The 17,330-nt window shown below is 64.2% G+C and carries 17 protein-coding genes; 13 read left to right on the top strand and 4 right to left on the bottom strand.

Features of this window, described 5'->3' with window-relative positions; translation table 11 throughout:
• Nucleotides 1–105: 105 nt before the first annotated feature.
• Together rpoH and ftsY are read right to left on the bottom strand one after the other, a co-directional pair.
• Nucleotides 106–1,047, bottom strand: a complete 942-nt coding sequence (gene rpoH / locus AC1DMA_RS09230; RefSeq protein WP_478124757.1) for an RNA polymerase sigma factor RpoH — start codon at nucleotides 1,045–1,047, stop codon at nucleotides 106–108.
• A 263-nt stretch (nucleotides 1,048–1,310) separates the two neighbouring features.
• Entirely contained in the window at nucleotides 1,311–2,570 is a 1,260-nt protein-coding gene (gene ftsY / locus AC1DMA_RS09225; RefSeq protein ID WP_478144007.1) for a signal recognition particle-docking protein FtsY, read from the bottom strand.
• Nucleotides 2,571–2,599: 29 nt separating this feature from the next.
• Between ftsY and AC1DMA_RS09220 the strand changes: the two genes are divergently transcribed.
• The 6 genes from AC1DMA_RS09220 (at nucleotide 2,600) to AC1DMA_RS09195 (ending at nucleotide 8,381) form a co-directional block, all read left to right on the top strand.
• Nucleotides 2,600–4,063 carry a M16 family metallopeptidase gene (locus AC1DMA_RS09220; RefSeq protein WP_478144006.1) on the top strand — a complete coding sequence of 488 codons (1,464 nt, stop codon included), beginning with the start codon at nucleotides 2,600–2,602 and terminating at the stop codon, nucleotides 4,061–4,063.
• Nucleotides 4,064–4,158: 95 nt separating this feature from the next.
• A complete protein-coding gene (locus AC1DMA_RS09215) occupies nucleotides 4,159–5,469 on the top strand; it encodes a M16 family metallopeptidase (protein ID WP_478125270.1) in 1,311 nt (436 codons plus the stop codon).
• Between the two features lie 34 nt (nucleotides 5,470–5,503).
• Entirely contained in the window at nucleotides 5,504–6,169 is a 666-nt protein-coding gene (locus tag AC1DMA_RS09210; RefSeq protein ID WP_478144005.1) for an RsmD family RNA methyltransferase, read from the top strand.
• A gap of 45 nt (nucleotides 6,170–6,214) precedes the next feature.
• Entirely contained in the window at nucleotides 6,215–6,718 is a 504-nt protein-coding gene (coaD, locus tag AC1DMA_RS09205; protein ID WP_478144004.1) for a pantetheine-phosphate adenylyltransferase, read from the top strand.
• A complete protein-coding gene (pxpB, locus tag AC1DMA_RS09200) occupies nucleotides 6,715–7,377 on the top strand; it encodes a 5-oxoprolinase subunit PxpB (protein WP_478124752.1) in 663 nt (220 codons plus the stop codon). Before coaD ends, pxpB begins: the two co-directional genes overlap by 4 nt.
• The gene (locus tag AC1DMA_RS09195; protein ID WP_478144003.1) at nucleotides 7,377–8,381 is read left to right on the top strand and encodes a 5-oxoprolinase subunit C family protein; all 1,005 of its coding nucleotides are present in this window, start codon (nucleotides 7,377–7,379) and stop codon (nucleotides 8,379–8,381) included. Before pxpB ends, AC1DMA_RS09195 begins: the two co-directional genes overlap by 1 nt.
• A 25-nt stretch (nucleotides 8,382–8,406) precedes the next feature.
• Here the strand turns inward: AC1DMA_RS09195 and AC1DMA_RS09190 are convergent, their stop codons facing one another.
• A complete protein-coding gene (locus tag AC1DMA_RS09190) occupies nucleotides 8,407–9,117 on the bottom strand; it encodes an alpha/beta fold hydrolase (protein ID WP_478124750.1) in 711 nt (236 codons plus the stop codon).
• Between the two features lie 57 nt (nucleotides 9,118–9,174).
• On the opposite strand from AC1DMA_RS09190, the gene AC1DMA_RS09185 reads away from it, so the two are divergent.
• The 7 genes from AC1DMA_RS09185 to glxR all read left to right on the top strand — a co-directional run bounded on the left by AC1DMA_RS09185 (nucleotide 9,175) and on the right by glxR (nucleotide 15,969).
• The gene (locus tag AC1DMA_RS09185) at nucleotides 9,175–9,867 is read left to right on the top strand and encodes a histidine phosphatase family protein (protein ID WP_478124749.1); all 693 of its coding nucleotides are present in this window, start codon (nucleotides 9,175–9,177) and stop codon (nucleotides 9,865–9,867) included.
• 72 nt (nucleotides 9,868–9,939) lie between these two features.
• Entirely contained in the window at nucleotides 9,940–10,746 is an 807-nt protein-coding gene (locus AC1DMA_RS09180) for a phytanoyl-CoA dioxygenase family protein (RefSeq protein WP_478124748.1), read from the top strand.
• 27 nt (nucleotides 10,747–10,773) lie between these two features.
• Nucleotides 10,774–11,805 (top strand): LacI family DNA-binding transcriptional regulator, encoded by a 1,032-nt coding sequence (locus AC1DMA_RS09175; RefSeq protein ID WP_478124747.1) that lies wholly within the window; start codon nucleotides 10,774–10,776, stop codon nucleotides 11,803–11,805.
• A gap of 103 nt (nucleotides 11,806–11,908) precedes the next feature.
• Nucleotides 11,909–12,871 carry a Bug family tripartite tricarboxylate transporter substrate binding protein gene (locus tag AC1DMA_RS09170; protein WP_478124746.1) on the top strand — a complete coding sequence of 321 codons (963 nt, stop codon included), beginning with the start codon at nucleotides 11,909–11,911 and terminating at the stop codon, nucleotides 12,869–12,871.
• Between the two features lie 28 nt (nucleotides 12,872–12,899).
• Nucleotides 12,900–14,261, top strand: coding sequence for a glucarate dehydratase (gene gudD / locus AC1DMA_RS09165; RefSeq protein ID WP_478124745.1), 1,362 nt, complete (start codon nucleotides 12,900–12,902; stop codon nucleotides 14,259–14,261).
• Between the two features lie 14 nt (nucleotides 14,262–14,275).
• Nucleotides 14,276–15,073 (top strand): HpcH/HpaI aldolase family protein, encoded by a 798-nt coding sequence (locus tag AC1DMA_RS09160; RefSeq protein WP_478124744.1) that lies wholly within the window; start codon nucleotides 14,276–14,278, stop codon nucleotides 15,071–15,073.
• Nucleotides 15,074–15,087: 14 nt separating this feature from the next.
• Entirely contained in the window at nucleotides 15,088–15,969 is an 882-nt protein-coding gene (gene glxR / locus AC1DMA_RS09155) for a 2-hydroxy-3-oxopropionate reductase (RefSeq protein WP_478125269.1), read from the top strand.
• A 1-nt stretch (nucleotide 15,970) separates the two neighbouring features.
• On the opposite strand, the gene AC1DMA_RS09150 is transcribed toward glxR, so the two are convergent.
• On the bottom strand, nucleotides 15,971–17,317 hold the full coding sequence (locus tag AC1DMA_RS09150; RefSeq protein ID WP_478144294.1) for a tetratricopeptide repeat protein: 1,347 nt from the start codon (nucleotides 17,315–17,317) through the stop codon (nucleotides 15,971–15,973).
• Nucleotides 17,318–17,330: the final 13 nt, after the last annotated feature.

Here is a 17,330-nt window from a genome sequence, read left to right as displayed (position 1 = left end):
GCCCCCGCGGAAGCTGTAAGGGGGTGCCTGAGCCGCACCGCGCCAAAACGAAAAAACCCGGCCATCGGGCCGGGTTCATGGAGGGCAAAAGACGCGAAGCACGCGTTACGCGTATTCGGCGAGCGCCTTCTTCATCTTCTTCATGGCCGCCACTTCGATCTGGCGAATGCGTTCGGCGCTTACGCCGTAGACCGCGGCGAGATCATGAAGCGTCATGCCGCCCGATCCGTCGTCGTTCACCTTGAGCCAGCGCTCTTCGACAATTCGGCGGCTGCGATCGTCCAGCGACGCCAGTGCGGTCGAAATACCGTCGGTCGACAACCGATCACGTTGACGTGATTCGATCTGCGCAGTCGGCTCCTGGCTTGCGTCCGCCAGGTAGGCAATGGGGCCGAAGCCTTCATCGCCGTCGTCGGAAGGGCTCGGGTCCAGCAGCACGTCTCCGCCGGAGAGGCGCGTTTCCATTTCCAGCACTTCTTCCGGCTTCACGTTCAGGCGCGTGGCCATTTGCGTGACCTCGTCGGCGCTCAGGGTATCGCGGTGCGTGTCGCCGTCCAGGGCGGCGGCATCTGCCTTAAAGCCCTGTTTCATCGATCGCAGATTGAAGAAAAGCTTGCGCTGAGCCTTGGTCGTGGCGACCTTGACCATGCGCCAGTTCTTCAGGATGTACTCGTGAATCTCGGCCTTGATCCAGTGCATGGCATAGCTGACCAGCCGCACGCCCTGGTCCGGGTCGAAGCGCTTCACGGCCTTCATCAGGCCGACATTTCCTTCCTGGATCAGATCGCCGTGCGGCAGACCGTAGCCCAGGTATTGACGGGAAATCGAAATGACGAGGCGCAGGTGCGACAGGATCAACGCGCTGGCGGCTTCCAGGTCGTTGTGATCGCGCAGTTTGCGCGCAAAACCCTGCTCTTCCTCGAGCGTCAGCAAAGGCAGCCGGTTGGCTGCCGAGATATAGGCGTCCAGGTTACCCAGCGAGGGGACCATCGACCAGGGATTGGCGACGGCAAGCTGGTTGGCAGAGGCTCCAGACAGTGATGTCATTCGGGAAACTCCTTTGTTGATGACCATATTAGCACTCGATTAGACGGAGTGCTAAGGTCAGGGTTCCCACCTACTCTCTATGGGGTCGATAGCCAAAAGCCAACCAAAAACCCTCCGTGCTTTGTCAATCAAAGCAAAGGGGCGGCGGCTTACGCTAAATATGGCGGCGGGAAGCGGCAGTTCAAGGCGGCATTGCAAGGCTGCGCAACACTGCGCAAGGCGTGTATGACCGCCAAGAGCAAAGCCGGTTCCCTATCGCTCTTCTATCCAAGCAGCGCCTGGGCGAATTCCCGGGCGTTGAAGGTTTCCAGATCTTCCAGCTTTTCACCGACGCCGATGAAATAGACCGGGACCGGCCTTTCGCGGGCAATGGCGCAGAGCACGCCGCCCTTTGCCGTCCCGTCGAGCTTGGTGACGACCAAGCCGGTCAAGCCGAGTGCTTCGTCGAAGGCTCTTACCTGGGCGAGTGCGTTCTGACCGGTGTTTCCGTCGATAACGAGAAGCACCTCGTGCGGTGCGGTTGCGTCAGCGCGATTGACCACTCTCTTGATCTTCTTCAACTCGTCCATGAGGTGGATTTGAGTCGGCAGCCGCCCCGCCGTGTCGACCAGCACGACATCCTTGCCGCGCGCCTTGCCTGCTTGAACCGCATCGAAACTGACGGCCGCAGGATCCCCACCCTCCTGGCTGACGATCTCGACCGTATTTCGATCGGCCCAGACGAGCAACTGCTCTCGCGCTGCGGCTCGGAAGGTGTCGGCTGCGGCCAGCAGCACTGACGCGCCCTCATTGGCGAGATGCTTCGTCAGCTTTCCGATGGATGTGGTTTTCCCGGCGCCGTTCACACCGGCGACCATGATCACGGTCGGGGTGTATTCGCCGATCACGAGCGATTTTTCAAGCGGGCGCAGAAGATCCGTGATCGCGTCGGCCAAGAGGATCTTTACCTGGCCGGCATCAGTCGCCATATTGCTTTTGACGCGGCGTCGCAGATCGTCCAGCAAATGCTCGGTCGCTTTGACGCCTGTGTCGGCCATGAGCAGCGCTTCTTCGAGTTCCTCATAGAGGGCGTCGTCGATTTGGGCGTTGACGAAGGCCGCCGTGATGGTGTTGCCCGTCTTGCGCAGGCCGCTCTTGAGCTTGCCGAGCCATCCAGTCCGTTCAGGTGCAGGGGGCTCGACTGGCGGTGCAAGCACGATTGACGCTGGCGTCGGCACGGGCGGAGGGGAGGGAGGTAGCGCAAATGTCGGCGCAGGAGCGGGAGAAGGAGCAGGGGCGACGATGGACGCCTCCGATTTCTCCTGCAGTTCCTCCAACTTCGCAGGCGCGGGCAACGGCTCCGCTTCCGGCTTTGGGATCGTTGCAGGAGGGGCCGTCCGACCCCCAAACCAAGTCGAGGGCGAAAAGACCGATTTGGTGGCCGCAGGCTCGGCGGCCGGCTTGACTGGCAAAACCTCGGGCTCGGGCTCGGTCGCCGGGGCTGGCGCCTCGGAGGGCGGTTTTTTCTTGAAGAAACTGAACATTGGCGGGTTTTTACAATCCGAGCCATTCTATGAAACACCCCTCGCCACGCTCCGCAGCGTTTGGTGCGGTGCTGGCCTCGGTGCTCATTGCGCCTTGGGTCCTGCCCGCGTTTGCGCAGACTTCCCCTCCCCAATCCCAATCCGACTCTCCAGGTCCGGTCGCCGCGTCGGCCGCGGCACAGCAGTTCACGCTGTCCAACGGCATGACGCTGATCGTGAAGCCCGACCGGCGCGCGCCCACCGCCGTCCAGATGGTATGGGTCCGCGTCGGGTCCGTGGATGAGGTCGACGGCACATCGGGTGTCGCTCACGTCCTGGAGCACATGATGTTCAAGGGGACCAAGGACCTGAAGCCGGGTGAATTCTCCCGGCGCGTCGCGGCGCTCGGCGGACGCGAGAACGCCTTCACGACCCGCGACTACACCGGCTTCTACCAGCAGATTCCGGTCGAAAAGCTCGAACAGGTCATGAAGCTGGAGTCGGATCGCTTCGCCAACATGCAATGGCCCGACGATGAGTTCAAGCGTGAGATCGAAGTCGTCAAGGAAGAGCGACGCATGCGCACGGATGACCAGCCCCGCGCATTGCTCAGCGAGCAGCAGAACGCAGCGATCTTCACTGCATCTCCGTATCACCGCCCCGTCGTCGGGTGGATGAGCGATCTGGACGCCATGACGCCCGCGGACGCTCGTGCGTTCTTCAAGCAGTGGTACACCCCCGAAAACGCGGCAATCGTGGTCGCCGGCGACGTTGACGTGGAGCAAGTACGCGCCATGGCCGAGAAGTACTACGGTTCGATCCCGTCCCGCGCCCTTCCGGCTCGCAAGCCGCGCGTGGAACCCGCGCAGCGTGGGGTCAGACGCATCGAATACAAGGCGCCTGCGGAGCAGGCCTACGTGTCGCTCGCGTTTCGCGTGCCGCAGATCGATCCTGCAGACAAGTTTGCGGGCGACATCGATCCTTATGCGCTCGTCGTGCTGGCCGCCGTCCTCGACGGCTATCAGGGTTCGCGGCTCGACCGTGCATTGACGCAAGGGCCTGATCGTGTGGCGGACCAGGCGGGGGCTTATTCCGGCTTCGTCGGACGTGGGCCGCAATTGTTCGTGCTCGAAGGTGTACCGGCCGCAGGCAAGACCGCCGAGGCAGTCGAAACCGCCTTGCGCGCAGAAGTCGCGCGGATCGCCCGCGACGGCATCGGGGAGGCCGAACTGGCCCGCGTGAAGACGCAGTGGGTTGCGAGCGAGACCTACAAGCTCGATTCCGTCATGGCGCAGGCGCGTGAACTCGGCAGCAATTGGGTGCAAGGGCTTCCGCTGGAGGCAAGCACGCAGATCGTCGAACGGCTGCAGGGAGTCACGGCAGCGCAGGTGCAGGCTGTGGCTGCGAAATATTTTGGTGCCGACCAGATGACCGCAGCAGTTCTGCGGCCCCTGCCGCCCGAGAAAAATGCCAAGCCTCGCAGCGTTGCTGCGCCGGCCGGCGATCTGCGTTGAAGGAAGGTTTCATCCCCATGTTCAAGATTCCAAAGATGACCCTGCTTTCCGCTTGTTCCTCCGCTGCCGCCCGTCCGGTTCGCGCCGTTCTCCCCATGCTCGCCGGCGCGGCCTTGCTCGTCGCCTCGAATGCTTTTGCGGCCATACCGATCCAGCACTGGACGCTGCCGAACGGCGCCAACATCTATCTCGCCGCAACGAACGCATTGCCGATCGTGGATGTCCAGGCGGACTTCGATGCCGGTTCCCGCCGGGATCCGCCCGCTCAGGCGGGCCTTGCCGGCGTGACCGCAATGATGGTCGAGAAGGGCGTTCGCGCGGGCGGAAGCGACCCGGCGATGGATCAGAACGCCCTCGGCGAAGCTTGGGCCGACCTGGGCGCCAATTTCGACGTCAGTGGCGGCGGTGAGCGCACCAGCTTCACTCTGCGCACATTGTCCGAACCGGCGCTGCTCGACAAGGCGGTGCGGCTGGCGGCCCGCCAGATCGGCGAACCCGCGTTTCCGGAGGATGTATGGAAGCGCGAGCGCGAGCGGCTCGACGCTTCCATCAAGGAGGCAAACACAAAGCCGGCAACCGTGACTGAACGCGCGTTTTCGCAAGCCGTCTACGGCGCTCATCCGTACGGGCTCGATGTGACTGAGGAGACGCTGGCGCGGATTGACGTCGCCACGATGCGGCGCCGCTACGAGCAACTCATCGTTCCGTGCCGGGCAAAGATCAGCATCGTCGGCGCCGTGACGCGTCCGCAAGCGGAGAGCATCGCGACGACCTTGCTGTCCCGCTTGCCGGCTGCATCGTCGTGCGGCGCGCTCTCGCCCGTTCCGGAAGTGGCGCCGCTCACCGCCGCCAAGGAGGAGCGGATCCCTTTCGATTCGGCGCAGGCACACGTGATCATCGGGCAGCCTGGATATCGGCGCGCCGACCCTGATCACTTCGCGCTCAACCTCGGCAACTATGTCCTGGGCGGAGGCGGATTCGTCTCGCGCCTGACGGAGCAAGTGCGCGAAAAGCGGGGCCTCACCTACAGCATCTACAGCAGCTTCTCTCCGGGCTTGCACGCAGGCGCTTTCCGCATCGCCTTCCAGACGCGGCCCGACCAGGCTGACGAGGCGGTGAAGGTCTCGCGCGAAGTGCTTGCAAAGTTCGTTGCCGACGGGCCGACAGAGGCAGAACTGAAAGCCGCCAAGGACAACGTCATCGGCGGCTTTCCCCTTCTGCTGGACAGCAATCGCAAGCTGCTGGGCAATGTCGCGAACATCGCGTGGAACGACCTGCCGCTCGACTATCTCGACACATGGACCGCTCGGATGAACGCCGTCACTGCGGCCGACGTCAAGGCAGCCTTCGCGCGCAAGCTCCACCCGGACCGCATGGTGACGGTGATCGTCGGTGCCAAGCCCTGATGAACGCCATGGTTCGACGTGGTGCCGTTAAGCTTTGCCCGTGAAGTCAACCTCCCGAACCCCTCTCCCCGCCGCAGCCAAGACCACTGCTTCCGCCAAGCTGGCGAAGGCGCCGCATTTCGTCCGGATCATCGGCGGCGAATGGAAGCGCACGCGCCTCGCTGTCGCCGACAAGCCCGGTTTGCGTCCCACACCCGACAGGGTTCGCGAGACCCTCTTCAACTGGCTCGCGAGCCTTGCGGGAGCAGGCGGCGGCGAACTGCCTGGCTGGAAGTGCGTCGATGCCTTTGCCGGCACCGGTGCTCTGGGGCTGGAAGCCGCTTCGCGCGGCGCGGGCGCCGTGTTGCTTTGCGAGCAGGACCCGGCACTCGTCACCCAGTTGCAGGCGCTGAAGACCAAGCTCTCCGCCGATGCTGTTCGCGTCGAGCGTGGCAACGGCGTCACTGTCCTGGAGCGCACTGCTGCCGGCAGCCTGCATGCCGTGTTCCTCGACCCGCCGTTTGAAAACCCCGCGTTGTACGTGCCCGCCTTGCGAGCCGCAGAGCGCGCGCTGCGGCCGGGCGGCGTGATTTATCTCGAAGCAGCGCGCCGATGGCCGGAAGACGAGATCGCCGCGCTTGGCTTGACGCTGTATAGGCATCTGAAGGCCGGCGCAGTGCACGCGCACCTTCTTCAACGCTCTGCGGACGCGGCTGCATAATCCGCGGAACCAGGCCGCGATCGGCTGCATCAGGAGGAAGCCACCATGACCAGCAACGTGATCGCGGTATATCCCGGCACTTTCGACCCCATGACGCTGGGCCACGAAGACGTCGTGCGGCGCGCGACGCAGTTGTTTTCGCGGGTCATCGTGGCAGTCGCCGCGGGGCATCACAAGAAGGCGCTTTTCACTTTGCAGGAGCGCATCGACATGGCGCGAGACGCCGTCATGCCGTACAGCGATCAGGTCACCGTCGAAAGCTTCTCGGGGCTCCTGCGCGACTTTGTCGTGGCGCGCGGTGGCAAGGCCATGGTTCGCGGCCTGCGCGCCGTGACCGATTTCGACTATGAGTTCCAGCTCGCCGGCATGAATCGCTCGCTGATGCCGGAAGTCGAGACCGTGTTTCTCACACCCAGCGACAAATATCAGTTCATCTCCAGTACCTTCGTGCGCGAAATCGCCATGCTCGGCGGCGAGGTCGACAAATTCGTTTCGCCCAAGGTGCAAGAAAGTCTCATGGCCAAGGTGCGCAGCCTCGGCCGCGAATGACGCAGTCGGTGCCGCTTCGCTTGCACTCGATGGGCGAGGCCGCGCTGGTGTGCGAGTTGCCTGCGCCGGCGACGCTCGAACAACAGCAGCGGATCTGGGCGCTTGCCGCTGAAGCCATGCGGTGGCGCGGCGTTCGCGAAGCGCTGCCGGGAATGAACAATTTGAGCCTGCTCTTCGATCCCGACCAGATCGATGGCGCGGAACTCGAGATGCAGGTGCTTTCGGCCTGGCCACAGTTGAACGCCGCATCGATCGAAGGGCGATCCATCGAGATTCCAGTCAATTACGGCGGTGAGTTCGGTCCCGACCTGGCGGACGTGGCTTCGCACACGGGCTTGACGCCGTCGGAGGTCGTCCGGCGGCACAGCGAGGGCGACTACGTGGTGTACCTGCTCGGCTTCCTGCCGGGATTTGCCTTCATGGGCGGACTCGCGCCGGAGCTCGCCACGCCTCGGCGTACGGCGCCCCGGTTGGAAGTCCCTGCCGGAGCGATCGGCATTGGCGGCGAGCAAACAGGCATTTATCCGATGGTCTCGCCCGGTGGATGGCAGTTAATCGGCAGGACACCGCTCAAGTTATTTGATCCGACTGCGGCCGAGCCCACCCTGCTTCGGCCCGGTGATCACGTGCGCTTCGTCGTTGAAAGCCTGGAGACCTGATGGCCGTCGGCATCACAGTGCTGCGGCCGGGAATGCTGGCTTCGGTTCAGGATCTGGGCCGGCACGGCCATCGCCAGTTGGGCATCTGCCCCGGCGGCGCGCTGGACGCCCTCGCGTTGATGCTCGCCAACCGTCTCGTGGGCAATCCCGACGGTGCTGCCGGGGTGGAACTCACCATGGGGGGCTGCGAGTTCCGCTTCGATGCGCCGACGCGCATTGCGATCACCGGTGACGACTTCGACGCCCGCTTGGACGGCACTCCTATCTGGCCCGGGTGGAGCATGCCTGTGAGTGCAGGGCAGACGCTCAAGCTCGGGCGCGCCAATCGATCGAGCCGCAAAAAGGGATTGCGCACCTGGTTGGCCGTCGCAGGCGCTTTTGACGTGCCGGTCATCCTCGGGTCACGCAGTACGGACTTGAAGGCCGGATTCGGCGGCCATGAAGGACGGCCCCTGAAAGCCGGCGACAGCTTGTTTTCAGGCAAGTCGACCTTGACTGCCGAACAGTTGTCGAGGCGGGCTTTCGGCGTGCGCATGCCTGCTTGGGATTCGAACGCGGAAGACGGCGCCATCGTCTTGCGCACCATGCCGGGTCCTGAGCATGAGCAATTCACGGTCGCGTCGCGCGAGCTGCTGTGGCGCGAGCCATGGCGCATCACGCCCCGAAGCAACCGCATGGGCAACCGGCTGGAGGGAGCGGAACTCAAGCGCAAGCGCCCAATTGACATTCTTTCTTCAGGCGTGATTCCCGGAACGATTCAGGTGCCTCCTTCGGGTCAGCCCATCCTGCTGATGGGCGATGCGCAAACGACGGGCGGCTATCCGCGGATCGGTGTGATCATCCGGGCCGATCTGTGGAAGCTGGCGCAGGCACCGCTCGACGGCCGTCTTCGGTTCCTGCAGGTCGATGCCGCGGAAGCGCTGGCGGCCTGGGCGGGGCAGCGGCGCTATCTTGCGCATCTTGCGCAAGGCCTTGTCTCGATGGGCTGGATCGCGCCCTCCTAGAAGGCGTCTCCCTGGGGCGTGGGCTTCAATTGCCCGCGCTCAGCGGTACCAGCCATCGGCCCAGCGTGCCGTTGACGAACTCCGGCTTTTCCATCGTCAGCATGTGGCCGCACTGCGGAATCCACGCGACTTCAGCGTGGGGCATCAGCGCCGCGATTTCCCGTGAACATTCGGGTGGCGTGAGACGGTCGCCGTCGCCACACATCACCAGCGTCGGACATTGCAGCCGCGCCAGATGTGGGCGCTGGTCGGGACGCTCCATCAGCGCGCGGTTCTGCCGAATCAACTGCGCTGTACCTGCGTCAAGGATCAGGTCGATATAGCGCTGCACGAGTGCCGCATCGCGTGCCTGGATCGGGTGAAAGGCAAAGCCTGCGTTGAGCTCGATCACGTCGCGCGCCTCGCCGCGTTCGAACAACTCGATCGCCGATTTGCGAAGTTCATACATGTCCGGCGTCTCCGGACGCGCATTGGTGCCAAGCAGCGCCAGGCCGGCGATGCGTTCGGGAGCCTGCCGGGCGGCTTCCATGGCAATCATCCCGCCCATCGATGCGCCGCAGAGGATCAGCGAGCCTGAATGTTCCGAGAGCAGCGCCGCAGCCATGGTTTCGATGCGATCGTGCCGCATGTGCACGTCCGTCACCTCGACGCCGAGCGATCGGGGCAGGGAAGGGATCTGGGCTTCCCAGAGGCGTGCGTCGCAGGCGAGACCGGGCAGCAGGATAAGAGTTGGCATCGGCGAATTCTCCGCGATGAACACGGACACATCGCCGTCGCTCTCTGCAGGGACAATATGCCCCTGCCTATGCCCACTACCGAACTCATTCTGATCCGCCACGGTGAAACCGACTGGAACCGCGAACTCCGCTTTCAGGGCCACATCGACGTTCCCCTCAATGACATGGGCCATGAGCAGGCCCGCCGGCTCGGCCTGCGGTTGGCTGACGAGCCGATCGATCACCTGGTCAGCAGCGACCTGATGCGTGCGCAACAGACCGCTGCGCCGGCCGCGCAATTACTCGGGCTGGAGATCGTGACCACCGTTGCATTGCGCGAGCAGAACTTCGGCGTGGTCGAAGGCATGCGGGCTGACGAAATCCAGAGCCTGCACCCTCGCGCCTGGGAGGACTGGCTGAAGTTTCGCGAAGATCACGCAATGCCCGAAGGCGAGTCGCCGCGGCAGTTCCACAGCCGGATCATGCAGGCGCTCGGAAACATCGCCGAGGTCCATTCGGGTCAGCGCGTGCTCGTGGTGACGCACGGGGGCGTGCTCGACATGGTCTGGCGCACCGCCCGCGCGCTTGGGCTGAACGGACCGCGCCAAAGCGAGATCCCTAACGCCGGCTTCAACCGGATCCGCATCGCCGATGCCTCTGCGCCGGAAGACCTCGAGATCGTCGATTGGGCCGACACCCGCCATCTGGCCGATCTGCCGGCGCAACCCACCTATGACCAGCGCCGCCATCTGAAGAGCGTCGAGAAATAAGCCGCTGCGAGCGCGAATCGCTCTCGGTTTGCGCTGTTTCCCCATAATGTGCGTCTCTCAGGAGATGCATCGATGGCCCGAATGTCCGCGCAAGAAATCGACCACTACAAGGCTGAGGGCTGGGTCATACCGCAGTTTCGGCTTTCTCCGGAGCGCACCGCGGTCATGCGTGAGGCGCTCGATGCGTTGATCCGCGACAACCCGGGCGTGCGCCCGGAGAAGCTCGTCTCGGCGCACATCGAGGGCGACAACGGCGAAGGCGTGCGCGGCAGCCGTCACTTCCTCGATTTGGCCATGGACCCGGAGATCGTCGAACTCGTGTCCGGTGCCATCGGCGACGACGTGATCCTCTGGGGCTGCCACGTCTTCTGCAAGCCACCGGCCGAAGGCTATGAAACGCCGTGGCATCAGGACGGCCACTATTGGCCGATACGGCCGCTGGCCACTTGCACGGTCTGGGTCGCGCTCGAGGAATCGACGACCGAAAACGGGTGCCTGCGGGTCATCCCGCGCTCACATCGAGGGCAGGTTCTTCACGATCATCTGCACGAAGACCGGTCGGACCTGACCCTCAACCAGCGCATGGCGGCCGGCAGCTTCGACGAAGCGGCGGCGGTCGACCTGGAACTGCAGCCGGGCCAGATGTCCATGCACGATGTTTTCATGATCCATGGCGCCCAGGCGAATACGTCCGCCAAGAGACGGACGGGCGTGGCGCTGCGGTACATGCCTTCGACATCGGTGTTCGAACGTGACTTGCGGCCGTCGGACGGGAAGACCGGCTTGGCCGTCAACTTTGCCGAGCGGCCGCTCTGGCTCCTCAAGGGTGCCGACCGCAGCGGCCGCAACGATTTTCAGGTGGGACACAAGCGCTGGTAGCGCTATCGTGGCGCCTAGAATGCGCCGATGAGCAAAGACGACGTTCCCACCAGACGCGCCCGCCGAGGCAGCGGCGCTGTAACGTTGCACGACGTGGCAAAGCTCGCCGGCGTCGCACCCATAACCGCATCGCGCGCCTTGAGTTCCCCGTCGCAGGTGTCGGCGGAGGCTCTGCAAAAAGTCACCGACGCCGTGCGACGGACCGGTTACGTGCGCAATGTGCTCGCTGGTGGGCTCGCCTCGACGCGCAGCCGGCTTGTTGCTGCCGTGGTGCCGACCATGTCCGGGCCTGTTTTCCTGCAGACGGTGCAATCGCTGACCGAGGCGCTGGCGGAGCGCGGCTACCAGCTGATGCTCGGGCAAACCGGGTATGTGGATTCCCGTGAGGATGCGTTGCTCGAAGCCATCATCGGCCGGCGGCCCGACGGCATCGTGCTCACCGGCATCATGCATTCGCCCGAAGGCCGCAGGCGCCTGCTGGCCGCCGGAATTCCGGTGGTCGAAACATGGGACCTCACGCCGACGCCGCTTGACATGCTGGTGGGTTTTTCGCACGTGGAAGTTGGCCGGACTGTGGTCGACTTCCTGCGAGGCAGGGGGCGCCGTAACTTGGCGGTGGTAGCGGGCGACGATGAGCGCTCCCGGCGGCGCCACGAGGCTTTTTGCACAGCGGCACGCTCACTGGGCTTGCGTGATGTGCCGGTTTTTCCGGTGCCGGCGCCCACCACACTGAAGAGCGGCCGGGCGGCGCTCGCGGAATTGCTCCGCGAGTTTCCCGACACTGACGCGGTGTTCTGCAGCTCAGATCTTCTCGCGTTGGGTGTCTTGGTCGAGGCGCGGGCACAAGGGATCTCCGTACCGGCGCAACTTGCGGTCGTGGGCTTCGGAGACCTGGAGTTCGCCGCTGACTTTGAACCGGCACTGACCACGGTGCGGATCGATGGCGCGGCCATTGGTCGTCAGGCGGCGCAGTTCATCATCGACCGCGCCGAAGGGCGGGAGGTCGAACAGCGGGTCGTCGACGTCGGCTTTTCGATCGTCGACCGGGAAAGCGCCTGAGGGCAAACCCTGAGAGAGAGCGTCTGTTTTGTTTACGACGGTAGCGCTATCATTGCGGCACGATAGCGCTACCATTTGGAATCGTTTCGAACAGACGAACATCATGAAAAAACTACTGGTTTCCCTCGGCGTCGCGTTGGCCGCCGTCAGCATCGCGCATGCACAAGAGTGGCCGCAAAAGCCGGTCACTTTCGTCGTTCCGTTTCCTCCCGGCGGATCGACTGACATGGTCGCTCGAGCCATCACGCCGAAGCTCGCCGACAAATTGGGGCAGACCTTCCTGGTCGACAACAAGGCCGGGGCCACGGGCACCATCGGGGCGACCCAGGTCAAGCGTTCGGCGCCGGACGGTTCCACTTTCCTGGTCACCTCGCTCGGTCCCTTGGTCATCGCGCCCCACCTCATCAAGGGGATGCAGTACGACGCCTCCAAGGACTTCGACCTGATCACGGTCGCTGTGCAGGCGCCGAATGTCCTCGTCGTGCCCGCGAATTCGCCGCACAAGTCCGTCGCCGATGTCATTGGCTACCTGAAGGCGAATCCCGGCAAGATGACTTTCGCTTCTTCGGGCAACGGATCGAGCGACCACCTGACGGCAGTGCTTTTCTGGCAGCAGACCGGCACGAGCGGACTCCACGTTCCCTATAAGGGCGGCGCGCCAGCCATCACCGACCTGCTCGGCGGCCAGGTCGACGCCTCGTTCCAGAATGTCAATGCGGTGTTCCAGAACATCAAGGCCGGCAAACTCAAGGCACTTGCCGTCACGGGCGACAAGCGCTCGCCCGTGCTCCCCGATGTTCCGACCACGGCAGAGGCCGGGGTGAAGAACGTCGAGGTCTATTCATGGCAAGCCATCGTCGCGCCCAAGGGCTTGCCGCCCGCCGTGCGAGACAAGGCGCACGATGCAATGGTGGCCGCCCTCAACGACCCGGCCGTCAGGAAGCAGTTCACGGCGATCGGCTTGGAGGTCGTCGGCAACACGCCTGCCGAATTCGCAGCCTTTCAGCAGCAGGAATCGGCGCGCTGGAAGAAAGTGATCGAGACCGGCAAGATCACCGCCGATTGATGCCCCAGATTCAACTCGAGTCCATTCGATGTCCAATCCCCATCGCGATCCCAATCCCGATCGCAATTCAACGCCCACCATCTCCGGCTTGCGCGTGATCCCCGTCGCCGGCCGCGACAGCATGCTGTTGAACCTGAGCGGCGCCCACGGCCCTTTCTTTACGCGCAATCTCCTGATCCTCACCGACAGCGCGGGCCGGACGGGGGTCGGCGAAGTACCTGGCGGCGAAAAGATCCGCCAGACGCTCGAAGACGCGCGCGATCTCATCGTCGGGCAGTCCATCGGCGGCCACCAGCGTGTGTTGCAGCAACTGCAGCAGAAGTTCGCCGACCGTGATGCCGGCGGCCGCGGCTTGCAGACCTTCGACCTGCGCACCACCATCCATGCGGTGACGGCCGTGGAGTCTGCAATGCTCGACTTGCTCGGCCAGTTTCTGGACGTGCCTGTCGCAGCGCTGCTCGGCGAAGGCCAGCAGCGTGACGCGGTCGAAATGCTGGGCTACCTTTTCTTCGTCGGCGACCGCGACAAGTCCGACCTTCCGTACGCGCGGGAGCCGCAGGCTGACAACGACTGGTTCCGGCTCCGGCACGAAAAAGCCATGAGTCCAGAGGCGATCGTGCGGCTGGCGGAGGCTGCCCGAGAGCGGTACGGCTTCAATGACTTCAAGCTCAAGGGCGGCGTGCTGCGCGGAGACGAGGAAATCGAAGCGGTGGTTGCGTTGCACGAGCGCTTCCCGCAGGCGCGCGTCACGCTGGACCCCAACGGTGGCTGGCTGCTGAAAGACGCGATCCGCCTGATGCGCGACATGCGCGGCGTGGTCGCGTACGCGGAGGATCCTTGCGGGGCCGAGGAGGGTTTCTCGGGCCGCGAAGTGATGGCCGAGTTTCGCCGGGCCACAGGCCTGCCGACCGCGACCAACATGATCGCTACTGACTGGCGTCAGATGAGCCACGCGCTCGCGCTCCAGTCCGTCGACATACCCTTGGCGGACCCGCATTTCTGGACCATGGCCGGTTCCGTGCGCGTTGCGCAGACCTGCCGCGACTGGGGGTTGACCTGGGGTTCGCACTCGAACAACCACTTCGACGTTTCGCTGGCGATGTTCACGCACGTTGGCGCCGCCGCGCCGGGCCGCGTGACCGCCATCGACACCCACTGGATCTGGCAGGACGGCCAGCGGCTGACCAAGGAACCGCTGCGCATCGAAGGCGGCTTGGTGCGGGTGCCGACGAAACCCGGACTGGGCGTCGAACTCGACATGGCCGAAGTCGAGAAGGCGCACCAGCTTTACAAACAGCACGGCCTGGGATCGCGCGATGATGCGGTCGCGATGCAATGCCTGATTCCGGGCTGGACTTTCGACCCGAAGCGACCTGCTTTCGACCGCTAGAACAAGGAGTTCCCATGAGAGAAAACCGCCTGCGGGCGCTTTGGAAGACGGGAGGTGCCGCGGTCAACGGCTGGCTCGCGATTCCCAACGGCTTCTCGGCCGAAACCATGGCCCACCAAGGTTGGGATTCGCTCACCGTCGACCTGCAACATGGCGTCATCGACTATCAGTCGATGATCCCGATGCTGCAGGCCATCTCGACCACCGATACGGTGCCCGTTGTTCGCGTGCCCTGGCTCGATCCTGGCGCGTTGATGAAATCACTCGATGCGGGTGCCTACGGCGTCATCTGCCCAATGATCAATACGCCCGATGAAGCGGCGCGGCTGGTCGCCTACACGCATTACGCGCCGCGCGGCACCCGCAGCTTCGGGCCTGTTCGGGCCCTGCTGTACGGCGGCGCCGACTATGCCCAGCATGCGAACGACACCATCGTGACCTTCGCGATGATCGAGACCGCGCAGGCGCTCGAAAATCTCGACGCGATCATGTCCGTGGAAGGACTGGACGCGGTGTACATCGGTCCATCGGACCTTTCGCTTGCCCTGGGGTGCAGGCCGGTTTTCGACGACGTGGACCCTCCGGTTGAACAGGCCATTGATCACATCCTCGCTCGCGCCAAGGCGCACGGGCTGGTCGCAGGCATTCACAACGGCACGCCCGAGGGCGCGCTGGCGCGGATCGCCAAGGGGTTCCAGTTCGTCACCGTGAGCTCGGATGCGCGGCTTATTGCCGCAGGCTCGCAACAGGTGCTCGCAAAGATGCGCGCGACGCAGCCGGCCGGCACGTCGTCCGCCTCAAGCTCTTACTGAACGAAAGGACATCCATCATGAAAATCGGATTCATCGGACTGGGCATCATGGGCGCGCCGATGGCGCAGAACCTCTTGAAGGCCGGGCACGAAATGTTCGTGCGCACGCGTCGCCAGGTCCCGGAGGCGTTGAAGACGGCCACGGCCTGCGGCACGAATGCCGACGTCGCCCGCGCGGCGGACGTCGTGATCCTGATGCTGCCCGACACGCCGGACGTCGAGCTGGTTCTGTTTGGCGAAGACGGCGTTGCCTCCGGCCTCACCAAAGGCAAGCTTGTCATCGACATGAGCTCGATCGCGCCCATGGAGACCAAGCGTTTCGCCAAGAAGATCAACGAGCTGGGATGCGACTACCTCGACGCGCCGGTCTCTGGTGGCGAAGTCGGCGCGAAGGCGGCGAGCCTCACCATCATGGTTGGCGGCGAGGAGGCCGTGTTTGAGCGTGCCAAGCCGCTCTTCGAAGCAATGGGCAAGAACATCACCCTCGTCGGCGGCAACGGCGACGGGCAGACCACCAAGGTGGCGAACCAGATCATCGTCGCGCTCAATATTGCCGCCGTCGGCGAGGCGCTGCTGTTCGCCAGCAAGGCCGGAGCCGATCCTGCAAAGGTTCGTCAGGCGCTGATGGGCGGCTTCGCGGCCAGCCGCATTCTCGAAGTGCATGGCGAGCGGATGATCAAACGCACCTTCGATCCAGGCTTTCGCATCGCGCTGCACCAGAAGGATTTGAATCTGGCGCTGTCCGGCGCGAAAGCGATGGACGTGGCGCTGCCGCAAACGGCGTCGGCCGCACAACTGATGCAGTCCTGCGCCGCCCATGGTTGGGACCAACTCGATCACTCCGCGCTGGTGAAGGCGCTGGAGCAGATGGCGGCGCACGAAGTCGCCAAGGGCTGATCTACGCGGTCAGGCCGAGCCGCCCATAGATCGCGCCGGCTTGTCGGCGAAGCCGCACAGACTCGGGCTGCGCATTGACCTGTTGCTGCAGGAGGCCCTGCGCACCGGCCAAGGTGGTCTTGGTTCCGTGCCGGATCAAGGCATCGAGATAGACCTGCTCGAAAAGATCGCGCTGCGCATGGCTGCCGCCAATCTCGACCAGCCTCGGCAGTGCCAGCCCCAGCCATTCGATGGCGGACGCCGCATCGCCGCGCGCATGTGAGAGCAAGCCGCGTGCGGCCGGTAGGCAGACGCGCTGCCACGCGTCGCGCATCGAAGGCGGTGCAGTCGGCGTGAAAGACTCGATGCGGCTCAACAGCGCGTCGGCTTCGGGCCGACCGGCGCGCGCGAGGCCGTAGAGATATTGCAGATCGAGAAAGGGCAGCACGTGATCATCGAGCCGCCCGACAAGATGGGTGGCGACATCCTGCCAACGATCCCCCACGTCGATACCCGACAACTCGAGTCGCGCGAGCAGGGAAACCGCGCCGATCTGGTCCTGCGAGTAGTCTTTGACGACGCCCCAGACGTGGCGGTCATAGGTGTCCAGTGCCTCCGCGTTCCGCCCGAGGTCGATCTGGAAGAGCGCCACATGCCACCAGTTGTGCGTGACCATGAACGAATTGAGGCCCACCCATGTGTCGCTCACGCCCTGCATGAATTTCAGGCCCTCGTCGAGGCGGCCTTCGGTCAGCATGACATGGGCCAGCGCGTGGTGAGCCCACGGTTCCTTGCGTTCCATGCCGATTGCGCGGCGCGCGCTTGATTCGGCCTGCCGCATCAGGTGGCATTGCTCGTACGCGAATGCGGCCATGCCATGGACATAGGGCACATCGGCAGCCGAAGGCAGCGCAGCAAGCGCTAGCCGCAGCATGCCAGGGCAATCGCCGATGTTGAAGCAGTGGTACTGCCCCAGCTTGATGGACGCCAGATCGCGCGGGTGCTCCAGGGCCTGCTCCTGATGCAGGGCAATGGCTTGGTCGATGGCGCCATCTGCCCAGGCTGCGATGGCCGCAATGTAGCGCTGCTCGCGCGATGTCGCCTGCGCCGCGGCGGCTTGTGCGCGCTCGATGAAGGGACGTGCGTTTGCCGCGGCGTCGCCCGACTCAGCGAACAGGTGCAGCGTCGCGCAGTACGCCTGCACGATGGCACTCGGATCCTCTGCGGCGGCGAGCACGTCGGCTGCGCGCGTCTCGCAGGAGATGAAGCCTTCGACAAAATCGTTGATCGCGCGCAAAGCGGCCGGATCGGCAACGCTGACCGGATTGCCGAGGCTGTCGCAAGATCGGGGCGCTGAACTCAAGGCGATTCCTGGAGATATC

It is taken from the genome of Variovorax sp. 05N34 (assembly GCF_056397405.1).
This window is presented reverse-complemented; position numbering and strand designations above follow the sequence as displayed.